Genomic DNA, 16,996 nt, shown 5'->3' with positions numbered 1-16,996 from the left:
AAACGCCTTGTGTTCGAATATATGTTCGAATACCATGGCTGCATGGACGATCCCTCGAAGCGGCCGAACGGCTATCCCCAAGGCCTGGGCGGGCCCATGAAGGCGATGAGCCCGGGCGTCGTCGATTTCCTCTTCCGGCAGCTTGTGGCGGGGGAGCCTCCTGAAGACGTGGAGTGGCGTCGCGAGGGAACGGTTCTGGGCGAACAGCAACCGGGCGCCGAACTCGCCCGGCGGCTCGCGGAGACCGACCTTGAATCATTGACCCCCGTCGAATTGTTCGACTATGTGCGGGCTGCCCAGCGGCTCGGGGCGTGGGCGGACCGCTTGCGCGAGTCGGCGGTTGCCCGATATTGCTCACCGGAGACAACCGCGAAGCCCGGGGGCCAGTATCCGGGCAACTCGGCGACGTTCGGGGGCGGCCGCTCCGGCTGCCAAAGCGGCCCCGCCTAAAGGCGCTGATCTAGGATGGCTGGGCGAATTCCGCCCTGACAGTTGCCGTCATTCAATACGAAGCGCTCGACGGCGGCGTGCCGGAGCACGCGCGCCTTATCGAGGATGCCCCTTCGCGGGGCGCCCGCCTTGTCGTTGTCGCTGACAGGCTATGACCTCGAGCTGTCCGGCGCCGAGGAAGCCTGGGTGACCCAAGGGTGTTGGCCAATATGGGCGGTTCCGGCGCCATCGGCGAGTCGTGTGGACTCAGCGGCGCCCGGAGGCCGGACGGCCGCGTCATCACCCAGCTCGACGTCCGCGGTTCGGCAATTGCCACTGTGACGCTTCAGCCTGAGGCCTTGCTCCCATTTCGCTGAATTTGACGACAATCACGCGGGCCCCATTCTCCCAACCCGTGGCCGACAGGGTAACGTTTTTCATATGTCTGACTCTCGTGCGAACGTTCCTGCTCTCGGTACCCTTCTGACCGCCATGGTCACCCCGTTCACCAAGGACGGCGAAGTTGACTACAAGCAGGCAGCTGAACTGGCAGTCAAGCTCGTCGACGACGGCTGCGATGGCCTGGTCGTCACCGGAACAACCGGGGAGACATCAACCCTCACCGACGAGGAAAACCTCGGCATGTTCCGCGCTGTGAAGGAAGCTGTGGGCGGTCGCGCGGCAATCATCGCGGGCACGGGAACCAATGACACCGCGCACTCGGTGCACCTCTCCCAGGAAGCCGCGAAGCTCGGCGTCGACGGACTCCTGATCGTCACCCCGTACTACAACAAGCCAAGCCAAGCCGGGGTCCGGGCGCACTTCGAGACCATTGCGTCCGCAACCGAGCTTCCCGTCATGCTCTACGACATTCCCGGGCGCTCCTCCATCCAGATCGCACCGGAGACCATGATCGGCCTCGCGTCGCACCCCAACATCGTCGCGGTCAAGGATGCCAAAGCCGACTTCGCCGCGGCAACGCGCGTTATGGCAGAAACCGACCTCCTTTTCTACTCGGGCGACGACGGCCTCACCCTCCAGTGGATGGCCATGGGCGCGGTGGGCCTGATCGGCGTGACCACCCATGTCGTCACCCGCCGTTTCCGTGAGCTGATCGACGCCATCAACGCGAACGACCTCGGTACGGCGCGCAAGATCAACTTCGAACTCGAGCCCGTGGTCCGCGCAACCATGACCCGGGTCCAAGGCGCCGTCGCCGCCAAGCAAATTCTTAAATGGCAGGGAGTCCTGCCCAACTCGGTTGTCCGTTTGCCCCTCGTGGAGCCGGACGCCGCCGAGATCGCAATCATCCGCGAGGACTTGGCGGAAGCTGGAATGGACTTCACTGTCTAGAACGATTCCGCCGGAAAGTAGCGCATTATGACCCAAACCGCCCTTCCCGGACTTGTCACCCCGCCCAAACTTCCGCAGGGAACACTTCGGATCGTGCCCCTTGGCGGGCTGGGGGAGATCGGCCGCAACATGGCCGTTTTCGAAATCAACGGCAAGCTGCTGGTGGTTGACTGCGGCGTGCTCTTCCCGGAAGAGACACAGCCGGGTGTTGACCTGATCCTGCCGGATTTCTCGTACATCGAGGACAGGCTGGACGACGTAGTCGCCATCGTCCTGACCCACGGCCATGAGGACCACATCGGCGCTGTGCCGTACCTTCTGCGCCTGCGTCCGGACTTGCCGTTGGTCGGTTCCCAGCTGACGCTTGCCCTCGTGGAAGCCAAGCTCCAGGAACACCGGATCAAGCCGTACACGCTCACGGTCACCGAACGTCAGGTGGAGCAGTTCGGCCCCTTCGAATGCGAATTCGTCGCCGTCAACCACTCCATTCCGGATGCCTTGGCCGTCTTCATCCGCACAGCCGGCGGCAACGTGCTGCACACGGGCGACTTCAAGATGGACCAGTTGCCCCTCGACGGCCGCATCACGGACCTGCGCCACTTCGCCCGCCTGGGTGAAGAAGGGGTGGACCTGTTCATGGCCGACTCCACCAACGCGGATGTCCCCGGCTTCACCACGGCGGAAAAGGAGATCGGTCCCACCTTGGACCGGTTGTTCGGCCAGGCCAGGAAGCGGATCATTGTCGCCTCCTTCTCCTCCCACGTGCACCGGGTGCAGCAAGTGCTCGACGCCGCCGCCAAGCATGGCCGCAATGTCGCCTTCGTCGGCCGGTCCATGGTCCGCAACATGGCCATCGCCGCGAAGCTGGGCTACCTTGACGTCCCGCCGGGCATCCTCGTGGACATCAAGAACATCGACAACCTGCCGGACCACCGAGTGGTGCTCATGTCCACGGGCTCCCAGGGCGAACCCATGGCGGCACTGTCCCGGATGGCCAACGGTGACCACCGCGTGGTTGTCGGCCAGGGCGACACCGTCATTCTTGCCTCGAGCCTCATCCCGGGCAACGAGAACGCGGTCTACCGGATCATCAACGGACTGCTCAAGCTCGGCGCCGACGTCGTCCACAAGGGCAACGCCAAAGTGCACGTCTCCGGCCACGCCGCCGCGGGCGAACTGCTCTACTGCTACAACATCCTCAAGCCCCTGAACGCGATGCCCGTGCACGGCGAAACCCGGCACCTCATCGCCAACGGCAACCTGGCGGAGGAATCCGGCGTCCCCTCGGACCGCGTCATCCTCAGCGACAACGGCACGGTCATCGACGTCAGGGACCACAAGGCCAATGTGGTGGGCCAGGTGGAAGTCGGCTTCGTCTACGTGGACGGCTCCAGCGTGGGTGAAATCACGGACGCCGACCTCAAGGACCGCAGGATCCTCGGCGACGAGGGTTTCATCTCCGTTATCACCGTGATCAACCGGACCACCGGCAAGATCGTCTCGGGCCCCGAAATCCACGCCCGCGGCGTGGCCGAGGATGATTCCGTGTTCGATGAGATCATCCCCAAGATCAACGCGGCCCTCGAAGACGCCGTGCTGCACCACGCGGACCACACCAACCACCAGCTCCAGCAAGTGGTCCGCCGGGTGATCGGCACGTGGGTCAACCGCAAGCTTCGCCGCCGCCCCATGATCATCCCGTTGGTTTTGGAAGCTTAACCGGGACGGTGACGCCTCCGAACAGCCCGGTTCAGACGAACCGGGCTGTTCGTGTTTGGAGACCAGCCCGCCGTGAACCCAAGGTCCGCGATTGGTTCACCAGGGGCAACATGGTTCCTCGACGCCCCTGAAATCCGCGGTTTTCCGGACGGCTTGGGGTAGCGTGGCCGATATGGCGACTCGTACTACCTCCGCGCCTAGAGGCAGCTCCAATAGCAAATCCGGCGGCTCGGGCAGCGGCCGGACCCCGGCCAAGACCGGCAGGAGCGGCACAGGCGCGGCCCGCGGCAAGCAAGCCGCCGTCGTCGAACCCCAACAACCGTGGATCCTGCGTGCGCTTGCCGGTGTCTGGCTGGGAATCGGGCACGTGGTAGGTGCCGGCATCCGCCGGATCGGCCATGACGTCAGCGACCTCGATCCGGCCGACCGCCGGGACGGCGCCGCCCTCTTCAACCTCGTGCTCGGTGTCTTCATCGCAACCTTCGCCTGGTGGGGCTTCAAGGGCTGGTTCCCGGACGTTGTCTACAGCATCGTGAACGGAACCTTCGGCTGGGTATCCCTGCTTCTGCCGCTCATGCTTTTCGTCTGTGCCTTCCGGCTCTTCCGGCACCCGTGGGACAGCCGCGGCAACAACCGCGTAGGCATCGGCTTCCTGATCATGACGTTCGCCGGCACCGGCTTGGCCCACATCATCGGCGGCCAACCGACTGTCGCCGATGGATTCGAAGGCCTCCGGCGCGCGGGCGGAATGCTCGGTTTCCTCGCGGCGTCGCCCCTGGCCGCCATCCACCCCGCGGTACCCGTCATGGTCTACGGCGCCCTGGCGTTCGTGTCCCTCCTCATTGTGACGGCCACGCCCTTCGGCGCCATTCCCCGGCGTGTCCGCGGCGCCTACGAGCACCTCATGGGCGTCGACCTGGACGCCGACGCGCATCGCGGCGATTCCCATGACCGCAGCTACCTCTACGAAAACGACGCGGCCGCCGAACCGAAGAAGAAGCGCCGCAAGCGCTTCTTCGGCAAGGACGACGACGGCGACCCCACGCTGGAGGGCTATGTCGGCGACGAGGCCTTCGAACACGCAATCGTCGACGACGATGCCCCGCCCGCCAAGGGCGGACCGTCCGTCCCGCCCGGCGTGCGCAGGCCGACCCAGGCCGAAATCGCGGTGGAGAAGATCAAGGCCGCCCAGGGACTTGGAAGCGCGAAGGCGGTAGCAGACAACGCCACCGAAGCGATCCCCCTGGTTGCTCCGACCGCCGCGGTCCCCCCGGTCATTGTGCCTTCCGCGCCGGTCAGTCCGCCGCCGCCCCCGACGCCGATCCCGCAGCGCACCGAACAACTGTCGCTCGCCGGCGACGTCACCTACACGCTGCCGTCCTCGGACAACCTGACGCCAGGCTCCATTCCGAAGGAGCGCACCGAAGCGAACGACGCCGTCGTGGCCGCACTGACGGACACGATGCAGCAGTTCAATGTGGACGCCACTGTCACCGGCTTCAGCCGCGGGCCTACCGTGACCCGCTACGAGATCGAACTTGCTCCCGGCACCAAGGTGGAGCGCGTCACGGCCTTGTCCAAGAACATCTCCTATGCCGTGGCATCGAGCGATGTCCGTATCCTCAGCCCGATCCCCGGCAAGTCGGCCATCGGCATCGAGATCCCCAACACGGACCGCGAAACCGTGTCCCTCGGCGATGTCCTGCGCAGCCAGAACGCTCGGCGGACAGACCACCCCATGGTGATGGGCGTCGGCAAGGACGTCGAGGGTGGCTATGTCGTCGCGAACCTCGCCAAGATGCCGCACTTGCTCGTGGCAGGTGCCACGGGTGCCGGTAAGTCGTCGTTCGTGAACTCCATGATCACGTCTATCCTGATGCGCGCCACACCCGATGAGGTCCGCATGGTCATGGTGGACCCCAAGCGAGTGGAACTGACAGCATACGAGGGGGTTCCGCACCTCATCACGCCGATCATCACCAACCCCAAGAAGGCCGCCGAGGCGCTTCAGTGGGTTGTACGTGAAATGGACGCCCGCTACGACGACCTCGCCAACTACGGCTTCAAGCACATCGACGACTTCAACAAGGCCGTCCGCGCCGGCAAGGTTGTGCCACCGGTCGACTCCAAGCGCATCATCAAGCCCTACCCGTACTTGCTGGTGATCGTGGACGAGCTCGCCGACCTCATGATGGTGGCCCCGCGCGATGTCGAAGACTCGATTGTCCGGATCACCCAGCTCGCCCGTGCTGCCGGCATCCACTTGGTCCTCGCCACCCAACGTCCGTCCGTTGACGTCGTCACCGGCCTGATCAAGGCGAACGTCCCGTCGCGCATGGCGTTCGCCACGTCCTCCGTCACTGACTCCCGGGTGGTCCTGGACCAGCCCGGCGCGGAAAAGCTTATTGGCCAGGGTGACGCGCTCTTCCTGCCCATGGGCGCCTCGAAGGCGATGCGCGTGCAGGGCGCCTGGGTCACGGAGTCGGAAATCCACCGGGTGGTGGAGCACGTCAAGGGCCAGCTCAAGGCCGTCTACCGTGACGACGTCGCGCCCGAGGCGCAGAAGAAGCAGATCGACGACGACATCGGAGACGATCTCGAGGTCCTGCTGCAGGCCACGGAACTCGTGGTCACCACCCAGTTCGGCTCCACGTCGATGCTGCAGCGCAAGCTCCGGGTCGGCTTCGCCAAGGCCGGCCGCCTCATGGACCTGCTGGAGTCGCGCGGCGTCGTCGGTCCGTCGGAAGGTTCCAAGGCCCGCGATGTCCTGGTCAAGCCCGACGACCTCGCGCCCGTTCTGGCGGCCATGAAGGGGCAGGAGGCTCCTGTGACGCCCGACGCGCACACCGCGGCGCTGAGCGACAACGCGAACGCGAACATCGCCGTCGGAGGCTACGCCGAAGACCTGGTTGCCGCCGATCTCGAACGCCGCAAGCTGGTCACGGAGTACCACGACGGCGCAGACAGCCCCGATGACGAGGACGACGGCGGCGAGGACGCCTGGTCACTGACCGGACGGTAGCCTAGAGGGGTGACTACATCCGAGGGCAGCAAAGCCGGTTCCAGCAGCTCCGATATCTGGAACCTGCCCAACATCCTGACGATGCTCCGGATTGTCCTGGTCCCCTTCTTCGTGTGGTTCCTCCTGGAGGACAACAGCCAGGATGGCGTCTGGCGCTGGGCCGCCGTCGTGGCTTTCGCCGTGGCGATCTATACGGACAAGCTCGACGGCGACATCGCCCGGAGCCGCAACCTCGTCACCAACTTCGGGAAGATCGCGGACCCCATTGCCGACAAGTTGCTGATTGGATCGGCTCTTGTCCTCCTGTCTGCGCTGGGGGAGTTGCCCTGGTGGATCACCATCCTCATCCTCGTGCGCGAGTGGGGAATTACCGCCCTGCGCTTCTTTGTCATCCGCTACGGGGTGATGCCGGCCTCGCGTGGCGGCAAGCTCAAGACCGTCGTCCAGACTGTCGCGATCTTCCTCTACATCCTGCCGCTGAATTCTTTCGCGCCGTGGCTGGTCAGCGTTGCCTTCTGGGTCATGATCGTCGCCCTCGCCATCACGGTGTGGACCGGCGTCGAATACGTGATCGAAGCCGCAAAGCTTCGCGCCGCCGGCAAGCGCGCATGAGCACCACCGCTGATGCGACGGCCGCGTCCGCTGTCGCCCTCGCCATCGAGCGGGGCGTCACGGTGGCTACCGCTGAATCGTTGACTGCGGGCCTGGTGGCAGCCACCCTCGCTGATACTCCCGGTGCGTCAGGCATGCTCCAGGGCGGGGTGGTCGCTTACCAGAATGCGGTCAAGGCCGGAATCCTGGGGGTGTCCGAGGAACTGCTGTCCGCCGTCGGATCCGTCGACGCCGAGGTGGCCGCGGCAATGGCTGCCGGCGCCAGGCAAGCCTGCGGGGCCGACGTCGGGGTCTCCACTACGGGGGTTGCTGGGCCATTGCCGCACGACGGGAAGCCCGTTGGCACTGTCTTTATTGGCGTCGCGACGTCGGGCGGAGCCGTGGCGCATGCCTACTCCTTTCGGGGAGATCGGCCGGGAATCCGTGCGCAGGCAACCGCGGCTGCACTGGAGCGCTTGGTGGAGTGCCTTGTCCATGTCGACCTACCGCACGTAAAGTAGCCGGGAACAAAAACAGCGGCCCGATAGTTGTTACATTGTGTCGCCTCGGAATGGCCGGGGCGCCTAGGATGTAGAAAACAACCGGTGCACCTTCAAGGTGAACCGGACTCACGAGGGAGCAAGGCGATACAGATGGTTAAGCAGCCCGTATCCGTAAACGGCGTTGTCCGCTGGAAGGATGTGGGCTTGGCCGAGAAGGCACCGAGCGAACAGAAGGAGCGCAAAATGGTTGTACTGCGTCACGAAATTGGTGATGTCCTGCGCGATGTCCGCCAGCGCCAGGGCCGTACGCTCCGCGAAGTCTCGCACAGCGCCCGCGTTTCCCTTGGCTACCTGAGCGAAGTTGAGCGCGGCCAGAAGGAAGCATCTTCAGAGCTGCTGTCCTCGATCTGCTCGGCGCTGGACGTTCCGTTGTCCGGAATGCTCCGCGAGGTCAGCGACCGGGTGGCCGTCGCCGAAGGCGTCGCAGTGCCGGACACCGTCCCACAGGAATTCGCCCAGCGCTACGGTCGCGATCTCGACCGCGAGCTCAGTGCCGAACTGAACGACGATTTCACGCAGGGCATGCTCTCCGGAGCCCGCTAGACCGAGCCACCTCCGGTACGTGGCTACCGGGGCGGCGATCCGGCACGTTCCTGACCTATTGGTCGGGATCCTCTGCGGTCCAGCGCCGGCAAATGCTTGAAGCAGAGAAGGAGGACCTCCATTGGAGGTCCTCCTTCTCTGGTCAATCCGGCTTCTTTGGTCCCTGCGGCTTGGTGCGGTCAGTCCTTGCCGATTCCTTCGCCGTACGCAGCATTGAGCCGTTCAATGTAGTCCGCCAGAGTCTGGATTTCTTCCAGCGGCCACTCGCCCAGCCGTTCCCGGAAGACCTGCCGGCGCGCGTCCTGCACCTGATGCATCTTTTCTTCGCCCTTGGGGGTGAGCCGGATCGATTGTGCGCGGCCGTCCTGGGGGTCGGCCTCTTTGTAGACCATGCCGATGCTCTCGAGGAACGCGATCTGGCGGCTTACCGACGGCTTTCCGACGCCGATGCATGAGGCGAGCTCCGTCAGGCGAATGGGGCCCTCTTTCCGAATGATCGTCAGCAGCCCGTAAGCGGCTGGCTCCATGTCGGGATGGACCTGGCGGGATAACTGGTGGGAAAGCGATCGTGCGCGGCGCCAGAACATGCTCAGCTGGTGTTCCACCTGCTGGAGGGCGGCGTCGACGTTGTCGCCGGCCTCCACCATCTCTGGTGCGTCGTCGGGAGTGTTGCTCATGACAACCATTCTAGAGTCCGCTCCCATGAGAGACTCTATTGGTGCGGATCAGTGACTTCTGGCGGCTAATGGACGATGAATTCGGGGCTGGCTACTCCCGGGTCCTCAGCAGCTCCCTTGTATTGGCCGGCGTCGGCGGCCGTACGGCAGACGACGCCTTGGCAGCGGGCTACAGCCCCCGCGACGTCTGGCTTGCCCTGTGCGACGTCCAGGACGTTCCCCCGGAGCGACGGCTCGGCAGGGACGTCAAGCCCGCCGACAAAGGTTCCCGGACGTTCTGAGTTCCGCTTCCTGACCGGACACGCCCGCACATTTGTTCGAATATCTGTTCGGATGAGGCTATGCTCCTATCAGAGGAAAATTGGTCCTGGCGGAGCGGTTTCCGTGTCATTCGAAGCCCGTAGTTGTCCACATAGACGAAGTCGCACACAAAATTGTCAGCGGCTCGTACTAGCGTCGGATGAGACAGGAAAGCGGCCGTTCAGGCCAGTCCACAGCGAGAAAGCATCAGAGGTGTGAACCATGGCGGCAAACCAGGATCGTGAGAAGGCGCTCGAGGCAGCGCTTGCCCAGATCGACAAGCAATTCGGCAAGGGCTCCATCATGCGCTTGGGTGACGATATCCGTGCGCCCATCGAAGTCATTCCCACCGGTTCCATCGCCCTGGACGTCGCCCTCGGGATTGGCGGCCTGCCGCGCGGGCGCATCGTGGAGATCTACGGCCCGGAATCCTCGGGTAAGACCACCGTCGCGCTTCACGCCGTAGCCAACGCCCAGCGCCAGGGCGGCATCGCTGCCTTCATCGACGCCGAGCACGCCCTCGATCCCGAGTACGCGGCAAAGCTGGGTGTCGACACTGACGCGCTGCTGGTTTCGCAGCCGGACACAGGCGAGCAGGCGTTGGAAATCATGGACATGCTGATCGGCTCCGGCTCCTTGGATATCGTCGTGATTGACTCCGTGGCTGCCTTGGTTCCCCGTGCTGAAATCGAAGGCGAAATGGGTGACTCCCACGTCGGCCTCCAGGCCCGCCTCATGAGCCAGGCCCTGCGCAAGATCACCGGCCGGCTGAGCCAGACCAAGACCACCGCCATCTTCATCAACCAGCTCCGTGAGAAGATCGGCGTTTTCTTCGGTTCCCCTGAGACCACCACCGGTGGTAAGGCACTGAAGTTCTACGCTTCCATCCGCATTGACGTCCGCCGCATCCAGACGTTGAAGGAAGGTGCGGACTCGGTAGGCAACCGCACCAAGGCCAAGATCGTCAAGAACAAGATGGCGCCGCCGTTCAAGATCGCCGAATTCGACATCATCTACGGCCAGGGTATTTCCCGTGAGGGCGGCATCATCGATATGGGCGTCGAGCACGGCATCATCAAGAAGTCCGGTTCATGGTTCACCTACGACGGTGACCAGCTGGGGCAGGGCATGGAGAACTCCCGCCGCTTCCTGCGCGACAACCCGGAGCTGGCAGCGGACCTCGAGCGGCTGATCAAGGAAAAGCTTGGCGTAGGAGTAGTCAAGCCTGCCGAAGCCGACAAATCGCCGAAGCTGAAGGCCGTTGACGGCTAAGCGCGGCGGCCACTCCTCGGGTTCTTTCGGTTCTTCGGGTTCCAAGCCGACGTCGGAATCCGGTCGGGGCGCCCGGTCCTGGGGTCCCTCTGCGGATTCGTCCGTGGCCGCGGACCCTGAGGCCAATCCGGAATCAGTGGCGCGGGCTATTGTGCTCCGCCAACTGACCAACTCGCCCAAGAGCAGGCTTCAGTTGGCACGCAAGCTGGCTGAGCGGAACGTGCCGGAAGATGTGGCCGAAGCCGTCTTGGACCGCTTCGAGGAAGTCCGGCTCATCGATGACGCCGATTTCGCGGAGATGTGGGTCCGAAGCCGTGCCCAGTCGAGGAAACTCGCCCGGGGTGCCTTGAGACGCGAATTGGCGGACAAAGGCATCGACGCTGAAACGGCGGAGAAGGCCCTCGCGCAAGTGAGCGATGACGACGAAGTAAACGCAGCAAGGGACTTGGTCGCCCGCCGTTTGCGGGCCGGCGCCGACCTCTCCGACAGGACCGAGCGCGACAAGCAGACCCGGCGGCTCGCGTCGATGCTTGCCCGCAAGGGCTACCAGCCATCGGCGGCATTCCGGATTGTCGGCGAAGTCCTGGACGAAACCTTGGCGGGCGAGTCGGAGTCCCGCAATTCCGGGGCCTACGGCGGTCCTGGAGGAGGCGACATCGGCTAGGCGGGGCGGCCGGGAAACTGAGAGCTGCCTGTGAGTATTGTCCCGGGCGGCGGGGTTGGTCGGGTTCTTGGTGGTGGTCGGCTAAGGTTCTGGACTAGTGTTCCGAGTCGGAAAGCAGGTCAGATCCAATGAATCCGTTGTCGTTACGGCTTTCGGCAATCATTGTGCCCTTGCTTGTCGCGTCGCTTCTCCAAGCCGGCCCGGCTTCGGCGGACGACGATGCCCCGCCGTCGGGCTATCCCAGTTGGGCAGAAGTGCAACGGGCCCAAGGAAATGAAGCAGCCGCAAGCGCCGAAGTGGACCGGATCAACCAGTTGTTGGCCGGCCTTCAGCAGAAGTCAGGCGAGCTTGGCGCAGCCGCCATCAAAGCGGGAACCGAGTACGCGAAGGCCCATGACGCCCTGCAGCGCCAGCAAGCTGTGACCCAGAAACTGGCTGAGGCATCGCAGCAGGCCAAGGCAAAAGCGGATTCGCTGAAGAAGGCCACGTCGTCCCTGGTCGTCAAGGCATACGAGTCCGGCGGGTTCGATCCCGGGCCCTGGTCCGTCGCGAATGCCGCCATCGCGCCTGACAACATTCAAAGTTATGCCTTGCTGAACAGGGTTCTCGATCGCACGTCGAAGCTGCACGATGACGCCCTCAGCGCGTCCCGGGCGTCAGCCGCCGCAACCGCCCAGGAACAAGCTGCGCGCGATGTCCTGGCTCAACTGGACAGTGACGCTGCGGCAAAGGCCCAAGCCGCAGAGTCTGCCAGGCGCGCCGCCGAGGACAGCGTCGCCGCCACGGACGGCCAGCGGAAGACCATGGTCGCCCAGCTCGCGTCCTTGACTTCCACCTCGGCCGCGGTGGCACAGAAGTACCAGGAAGGCCAAGTAGCGCTTGCCGCCTATCAGGCGGCCCAGGAAGCCAAGCGGGAGGCGGCGCAGCGCCAAGCCGAAGCCGACGCCCAGGCAGCGGCCAACCAGCGGGCGCAGCAGGCAGCGGCAGCCGCCAGCAACCAGCAAGCCGCACCGCCGCCCGTCAGCAGCGGAGGAGGCGGCGGCTTCGGTGGTGGCGGAGGTGGTGGCGGGGGAAGCGTCGTCGACGACCCCGCAGGTGCGCGGCAATATGCGTCGTCCCGCCTCGGCGCCTTCGGCTGGGGGCAGGACCAAATGCAGTGTCTGTCACTGCTGTGGACCCAGGAATCAAGCTGGATGACGGATGCCACGAATCCCAGCAGCGGGGCCTACGGTGTTGCGCAGGCGCTCCCGCCGGACAAGTACTATTCTGCGGGCAGCGACTGGCTCAGCAACTACCGGACCCAGATCGATTGGGGCCTTGGCTATATCCGTGACCGTTACGGTTCCCCTTGCAACGCCTGGCAGCATGAGATGGGCTTCAACTGGTACTAGTCCGAGGGGCTACCCTAGATTGGTGAGTTCCCCTTCCGCAGCACCAGCACCAGCCCCCCTTCAGCAGCCCACACCGGCCCCGGTCAGCGATACGGCATCAGACCATGGGGCGAAGCGCACCTACCAGGTCCGCACCTTCGGTTGCCAAATGAACGTCCATGACTCCGAGCGCATGGCAGGGCTCCTGGAGGACGCAGGATACGTGCCGTTCGATGGCGGCGTCGCCGACGTCGTGGTTTTCAATACCTGCGCCGTGCGTGAGAACGCCGACAACAAGCTGTACGGCAACCTCGGGGAACTCAAGCAAGTCAAGGCAGCCCACCCGGGAATGCAGATCGCCGTGGGCGGATGCCTGGCGCAAAAGGACCGCGAAACCATCGTGCGCAAGGCGCCGTGGGTGGATGCGGTGTTCGGCACCCACAACGTGGGGGCGCTGCCCGCGCTGCTGGACCGGGCCCGCCACAACAATGAGGCGCAGCTCGAAATCCTGGAATCGCTGGACGTGTTCCCGTCCACCCTGCCGACCAAACGCGACTCCGTGTACTCGGGCTGGGTTTCCATCTCCGTCGGTTGCAACAACACCTGCACCTTCTGCATCGTGCCGTCGCTCCGCGGCAAGGAGAAGGACCGCCGTCCCGGAGACATCCTCGCCGAAATCCAGGCGCTGGTGGATGATGGCGCCGTCGAAGTCACCCTGCTCGGCCAGAACGTGAATTCCTACGGCGTGGAGTTCGGGGACCGCTTGGCGTTCTCCAAGCTGCTCCGCGCCTGCGGTGACATCGCCGGTCTCGAGCGTGTCCGCTTCACCAGCCCGCACCCGGCTGCATTCACCGACGACGTCATCGACGCGATGGCCGAGACGGCCAATGTCATGCCGCAGTTGCACATGCCCCTCCAGTCCGGCTCGGACAAGGTACTCAAGGACATGCGCCGCTCGTACCGCTCCACGAAGTTCCTGGGCATCCTGGACAAAGTCCGCGACAGGATTCCCCACGCCGCGATCACCACCGATATCATCGTGGGTTTCCCCGGCGAGACGGAAGAGGACTTCCAAGCAACGCTCGACGTCGTCGAGAAGTCGCGCTTCGCCTCGGCGTTCACCTTCCAGTACTCCAAGCGCCCGGGCACCCCGGCAGCGGACCTTCCGGAACAGCTGCCCAAAGCGGTCGTCCAGGAACGTTACGAGCGGCTGACCGCCCTCCAGGACCGCATCGCGGCGGAGGAGAACGCGAAACAGCTTGGACGCCGGGTTGAACTGCTTGTCACCGCCCAGTCCGGCCGCAAGGCAGAAGAAACGCATCGCTTGTCCGGTCGTTCCCAGGACCAGCGTTTGGTCCACTTCTCCGTGCCCGAAGGCGCAGAGGCCCCGCGGCCCGGCGACTTCGTCACCGTGACGATCACCGAGGCCGCTGCCTTCCACCTCGTCTCCGATCCGGCGACGACGGCGGACTACAGCCTGCGGCGCTCCCGGGCCGGTGACGCGTGGGACCGCTCCCAGGCCGATTCCTGCGGCGCTCCGGCACCGAGTGGCGCAGGCGCCGCGCCCGGCGGCCTCAAAGCCGTCTCCCTCGGTATGCCGTCGCTCCCCGTACGACGCGGCTAGCCCGGCATGGCAGCAGTACCGGCCGGATCAGCTGATCCGCTTCCGCCCGTGATCGCCGTCGTCGGCCCCACCGGTTCCGGCAAATCCGATCTCGCCGTCAACCTCGCCCTCGCGATGGACGGCGAGGTCATCAACGCCGATGCCATGCAGTTCTACCGTGGCATGGACATCGGCACGGCCAAGATCAGCGTCGCCGAACGAAGGGGAGTGCCCCACCACCTCCTGGACACCATGGATGTCACCGAGGAAGCCAGCGTCTCGGCTTTCCAAACCGATTGCCGGGCCGCCATCCGTGAAATCCAAAGCCGCGGCAAGCGGGCCATCCTGGCGGGCGGCTCCGGCCTCTACGTCCGGGCGGCGTTGGATGTCCTGGAATTTCCCGGGACGGACCCCGGTGTACGGCAACGGCTGGAGCTGGAGCACGAAACCTCCGGTCTTGCAGGCCTCCAGGTACGGCTGCAACTTGTCGACCCCGTTTCCGCGGGACGGCTCGGTGACGCGCGCCGGATCATCCGCGCGCTGGAAGTGTTCGAGCTCACCGGGCGCCCGTTCAGCTCCTTCATGCCGCAGCGCGAGTACTTCCAGCCGGCCGTGCAGATAGGGCTCGACGTCGACCGGCCAGTGCTGCGCGAGCGTTTGGCCGAGCGCGTGCTGAGGATGGTGGACGCTGGACTCCTTGAAGAGGTCGCGCGGCTCGACGCCTCCGGACTGCGACAAGGCAAGACGGCATCGCGGGCGCTCGGATACGCCCAGTTCCTGAAGGTCCTCGACGGCGAATCCGATACGGCGGCAGCGGCCGAAGAAACCATCGTGGCCACCCGGCAATTCGCCCGGCGCCAGCTCACCTGGTTCCGGGCCGACCCCCGGATCCACTGGCTGGGCTGGCAGGATCCGGATTTGGTGGCCAAAGCGACAGAAATCTGCGCAAGCCACGTGTCCGTGATTTAGGCGGGCCCCTTCGGGCAGGTAGCCTTGAGCCATGGATGAAACCCTTGCATTTTCCGCCCCGCAGCCTGCCGCTGCCGGCGGTTCCGTACCCGCCTCCGGACTTCACGGACTGGCCTTCTCCAAGGGGCACGGTACGGGCAACGACTTCGTCCTCGTCGCAGACCCCGATGACGCGCACCAGATCTCACCGGAGCAAGTCGCGGCACTCTGTGACCGCCACCTGGGCATCGGAGGGGACGGGCTCATCCGGGCTGTCCCTTCACGGTACCTGCCCGAAGGCCTCCAGCTCCTCGAAGCGGACTCCGATGCCGAGTGGTTCATGGACTACCGCAATGGAGACGGTTCGCTGTCCGAAATGTGCGGCAACGGCGTCCGGGTGTTCGTCGAATTCCTCATCGAGCAGGGCCTTGTCACGCTCAACGCCGGTGAATCCTTGACCATCGGGACGCGCGGCGGCATCAAGAAGATTGTCCGGACCGCTGACGGCTATGCGGTGGACATGGGCCCGTGGGAATTCATTTTCCCCAAGGATGCCACGAGCAAGGCCATGGACTCCCTCGTCAGCGCCGACGGACTGGAGGTCGCCCGGCCCGCCCTTTCCATCAGCATGGGCAACCCGCACACCGTGGTGGCATTGGCCGAACTCTCGGAGCTCAAATCCACGCAGCTCTTCGAGGCGCCTGTCGTGGATCCCAAGCCGGCCAACGGCACCAATGTCGAATTCGTGGTTCCCGCGGAGCCCCTCGTTCACGAAGGAATCGGCAACATCACCATGCGGGTCCACGAACGCGGCGTGGGTGAGACCCAATCGTGCGGCACCGGCGCCTGCGCGGCCGCGGTCGCCATCCGCCACTGGGCAGGGGAAGGCGCCCCGGACACGTGGCGCGTCAAGGTGCCGGGCGGCGTCGTCGGGGTGCGGTTCTTCCCGGGCGAAAGCGGCCGTGAACATGTGGAGCTGAGCGGGCCCGCCGTGATTGTCGCTAGCGGGACGCTTTCCTGATCCGCAGGACGCGGAAGGATTTCGCGGTGCTTTCCCGGGATACCGAGAAGGAACCGTCGAGGGTATCGGCCAGCCAGCGCTGAAGCGAGTCCGCCCCGAGGTTTTTCTGCACCACAAGCCAGGCGGTTCCACCCGGCGCGAGCCGTGGCAGCCACGCGAGCAGCAGCTCGTGGAGTCCATCCTTGCCGATGCGGATGGGCGGGTTGGACCAGATGGTGTCGAACATCACGTCAGGGTCGACGTCGTCGGGCAGGCTCGCGGTGACATTCCCAAGTTCCAGCAGGGCGGCGTTCTCGTTCGTCAAGGTGACGCAGCGCTCGTTGACATCAACGGCGTAGACGCGCGCGTGCGGCGCCATGAGCCCCATCGTCAGGGCAATGGGACCCCAGCCGCAGCCGATGTCCAGCAGATTTCCCTGCGGGGCGGGCGCAGGAACCTCGGAGAGCAGGATCGCAGTTCCCTTGTCGATCCCGTCGGGGCTGAAAATGCCGCCCGATGTCTGGAGCCGGCGGGTCGCGCCGGCCAGTTCCACCGTGAGGGGCTTGCGGGTGAACGGCCCCGCGGGCTGTGCGCTGAAATAGTGAGCAGACTCCATAGCTTGCCAGATTAGTGGCCAGCAGCGGGCAAGGGAAACCGCGCGTCGCCCCGGGCCGGCCCAACCCGTGCTTGACGCGGTCTGATAGTCTGGTGCGCATGTTCCTGATCTTTGAGTAGCCGGCACCGCCCGCGACGCAGGCCTGCACCATGTGCAGCGCCATTCCGCCTTGGCATGTCCATTCCAGACGCTGTTCTTGACGCCTGGATACTCAGCAGATCGGCCCCCTTCCGCCCTTGGGAACTGTGCACGCACTCCGCGCAGCCCCTCCGGATGGATGCCCGGACCATCGGCAGGGGCTTGCCAGGCATCAGCCCTGCGCGAAT

General features: G+C 65.0%; 16 protein-coding genes. 14 read left to right on the top strand and 2 right to left on the bottom strand.

The window, feature by feature from the left end; genetic code table 11:
• Positions 1 to 42 precede the first annotated feature (42 nt).
• From BMF89_RS22325 to BMF89_RS03415, 7 genes are all read left to right on the top strand, one after another.
• Positions 43 to 450, top strand: coding sequence for a hypothetical protein (locus BMF89_RS22325; protein ID WP_253190682.1), 408 nt, complete (start codon positions 43 to 45; stop codon positions 448 to 450).
• A gap of 420 nt (positions 451 to 870) precedes the next feature.
• Entirely contained in the window at positions 871 to 1,782 is a 912-nt protein-coding gene (gene dapA, locus BMF89_RS03440) for a 4-hydroxy-tetrahydrodipicolinate synthase (protein WP_078105677.1), read from the top strand.
• A gap of 27 nt (positions 1,783 to 1,809) precedes the next feature.
• Positions 1,810 to 3,501, top strand: coding sequence for a ribonuclease J (locus BMF89_RS03435; protein WP_078105676.1), 1,692 nt, complete (start codon positions 1,810 to 1,812; stop codon positions 3,499 to 3,501).
• 172 nt (positions 3,502 to 3,673) lie between these two features.
• Positions 3,674 to 6,523, top strand: coding sequence for a DNA translocase FtsK (locus tag BMF89_RS03430; RefSeq protein WP_078105746.1), 2,850 nt, complete (start codon positions 3,674 to 3,676; stop codon positions 6,521 to 6,523).
• A gap of 9 nt (positions 6,524 to 6,532) precedes the next feature.
• Positions 6,533 to 7,135 carry a CDP-diacylglycerol--glycerol-3-phosphate 3-phosphatidyltransferase gene (gene pgsA / locus BMF89_RS03425; protein WP_078105675.1) on the top strand — a complete coding sequence of 201 codons (603 nt, stop codon included), beginning with the start codon at positions 6,533 to 6,535 and terminating at the stop codon, positions 7,133 to 7,135.
• Positions 7,132 to 7,635 (top strand): CinA family protein, encoded by a 504-nt coding sequence (locus BMF89_RS03420; protein WP_078105674.1) that lies wholly within the window; start codon positions 7,132 to 7,134, stop codon positions 7,633 to 7,635. Before pgsA ends, BMF89_RS03420 begins: the two co-directional genes overlap by 4 nt.
• Before the next feature lie 132 nt (positions 7,636 to 7,767).
• Positions 7,768 to 8,220, top strand: coding sequence for a helix-turn-helix transcriptional regulator (locus tag BMF89_RS03415; RefSeq protein WP_078105673.1), 453 nt, complete (start codon positions 7,768 to 7,770; stop codon positions 8,218 to 8,220).
• A 179-nt stretch (positions 8,221 to 8,399) separates the two neighbouring features.
• Here BMF89_RS03415 and BMF89_RS03410 read toward each other — a convergent pair whose 3' ends face one another.
• Entirely contained in the window at positions 8,400 to 8,897 is a 498-nt protein-coding gene (locus BMF89_RS03410) for a MarR family transcriptional regulator (RefSeq protein ID WP_078105745.1), read from the bottom strand.
• A gap of 41 nt (positions 8,898 to 8,938) precedes the next feature.
• Between BMF89_RS03410 and BMF89_RS03405 the strand changes: the two genes are divergently transcribed.
• From BMF89_RS03405 to dapF, 7 genes are all read left to right on the top strand, one after another.
• On the top strand, positions 8,939 to 9,178 hold the full coding sequence (locus BMF89_RS03405; protein ID WP_078105672.1) for a DUF3046 domain-containing protein: 240 nt from the start codon (positions 8,939 to 8,941) through the stop codon (positions 9,176 to 9,178).
• A 241-nt stretch (positions 9,179 to 9,419) separates the two neighbouring features.
• Positions 9,420 to 10,469 (top strand): recombinase RecA, encoded by a 1,050-nt coding sequence (recA, locus tag BMF89_RS03400; RefSeq protein ID WP_078105671.1) that lies wholly within the window; start codon positions 9,420 to 9,422, stop codon positions 10,467 to 10,469.
• Positions 10,470 to 10,605: 136 nt separating this feature from the next.
• Positions 10,606 to 11,133, top strand: coding sequence for a regulatory protein RecX (locus BMF89_RS03395; protein ID WP_078105744.1), 528 nt, complete (start codon positions 10,606 to 10,608; stop codon positions 11,131 to 11,133).
• Positions 11,134 to 11,261: 128 nt separating this feature from the next.
• The gene (locus BMF89_RS03390) at positions 11,262 to 12,524 is read left to right on the top strand and encodes a hypothetical protein (RefSeq protein WP_078105670.1); all 1,263 of its coding nucleotides are present in this window, start codon (positions 11,262 to 11,264) and stop codon (positions 12,522 to 12,524) included.
• A 22-nt stretch (positions 12,525 to 12,546) separates the two neighbouring features.
• Positions 12,547 to 14,127, top strand: coding sequence for a tRNA (N6-isopentenyl adenosine(37)-C2)-methylthiotransferase MiaB (miaB, locus tag BMF89_RS03385; protein ID WP_078105669.1), 1,581 nt, complete (start codon positions 12,547 to 12,549; stop codon positions 14,125 to 14,127).
• A 6-nt stretch (positions 14,128 to 14,133) separates the two neighbouring features.
• The gene (gene miaA / locus BMF89_RS03380) at positions 14,134 to 15,075 is read left to right on the top strand and encodes a tRNA (adenosine(37)-N6)-dimethylallyltransferase MiaA (protein ID WP_078105668.1); all 942 of its coding nucleotides are present in this window, start codon (positions 14,134 to 14,136) and stop codon (positions 15,073 to 15,075) included.
• A 31-nt stretch (positions 15,076 to 15,106) separates the two neighbouring features.
• Positions 15,107 to 16,075 (top strand): diaminopimelate epimerase, encoded by a 969-nt coding sequence (gene dapF, locus BMF89_RS03375; RefSeq protein ID WP_078105667.1) that lies wholly within the window; start codon positions 15,107 to 15,109, stop codon positions 16,073 to 16,075.
• Here the strand turns inward: dapF and BMF89_RS03370 are convergent.
• Positions 16,056 to 16,670, bottom strand: a complete 615-nt coding sequence (locus BMF89_RS03370) for a methyltransferase (protein WP_078105666.1) — start codon at positions 16,668 to 16,670, stop codon at positions 16,056 to 16,058. The genes dapF and BMF89_RS03370 overlap by 20 nt on opposite strands.
• Between the last annotated feature and the right edge of the window lie 326 nt (positions 16,671 to 16,996).

The sequence above is a fragment of the Arthrobacter sp. SRS-W-1-2016 genome (assembly GCF_002009585.1).
Lineage (GTDB): Bacteria > Actinomycetota > Actinomycetes > Actinomycetales > Micrococcaceae > Arthrobacter > Arthrobacter bambusae_A.
The sequence above is the reverse complement of the archived record's forward strand: the minus strand, read 5'-3'. Positions and strand labels throughout refer to the sequence as shown.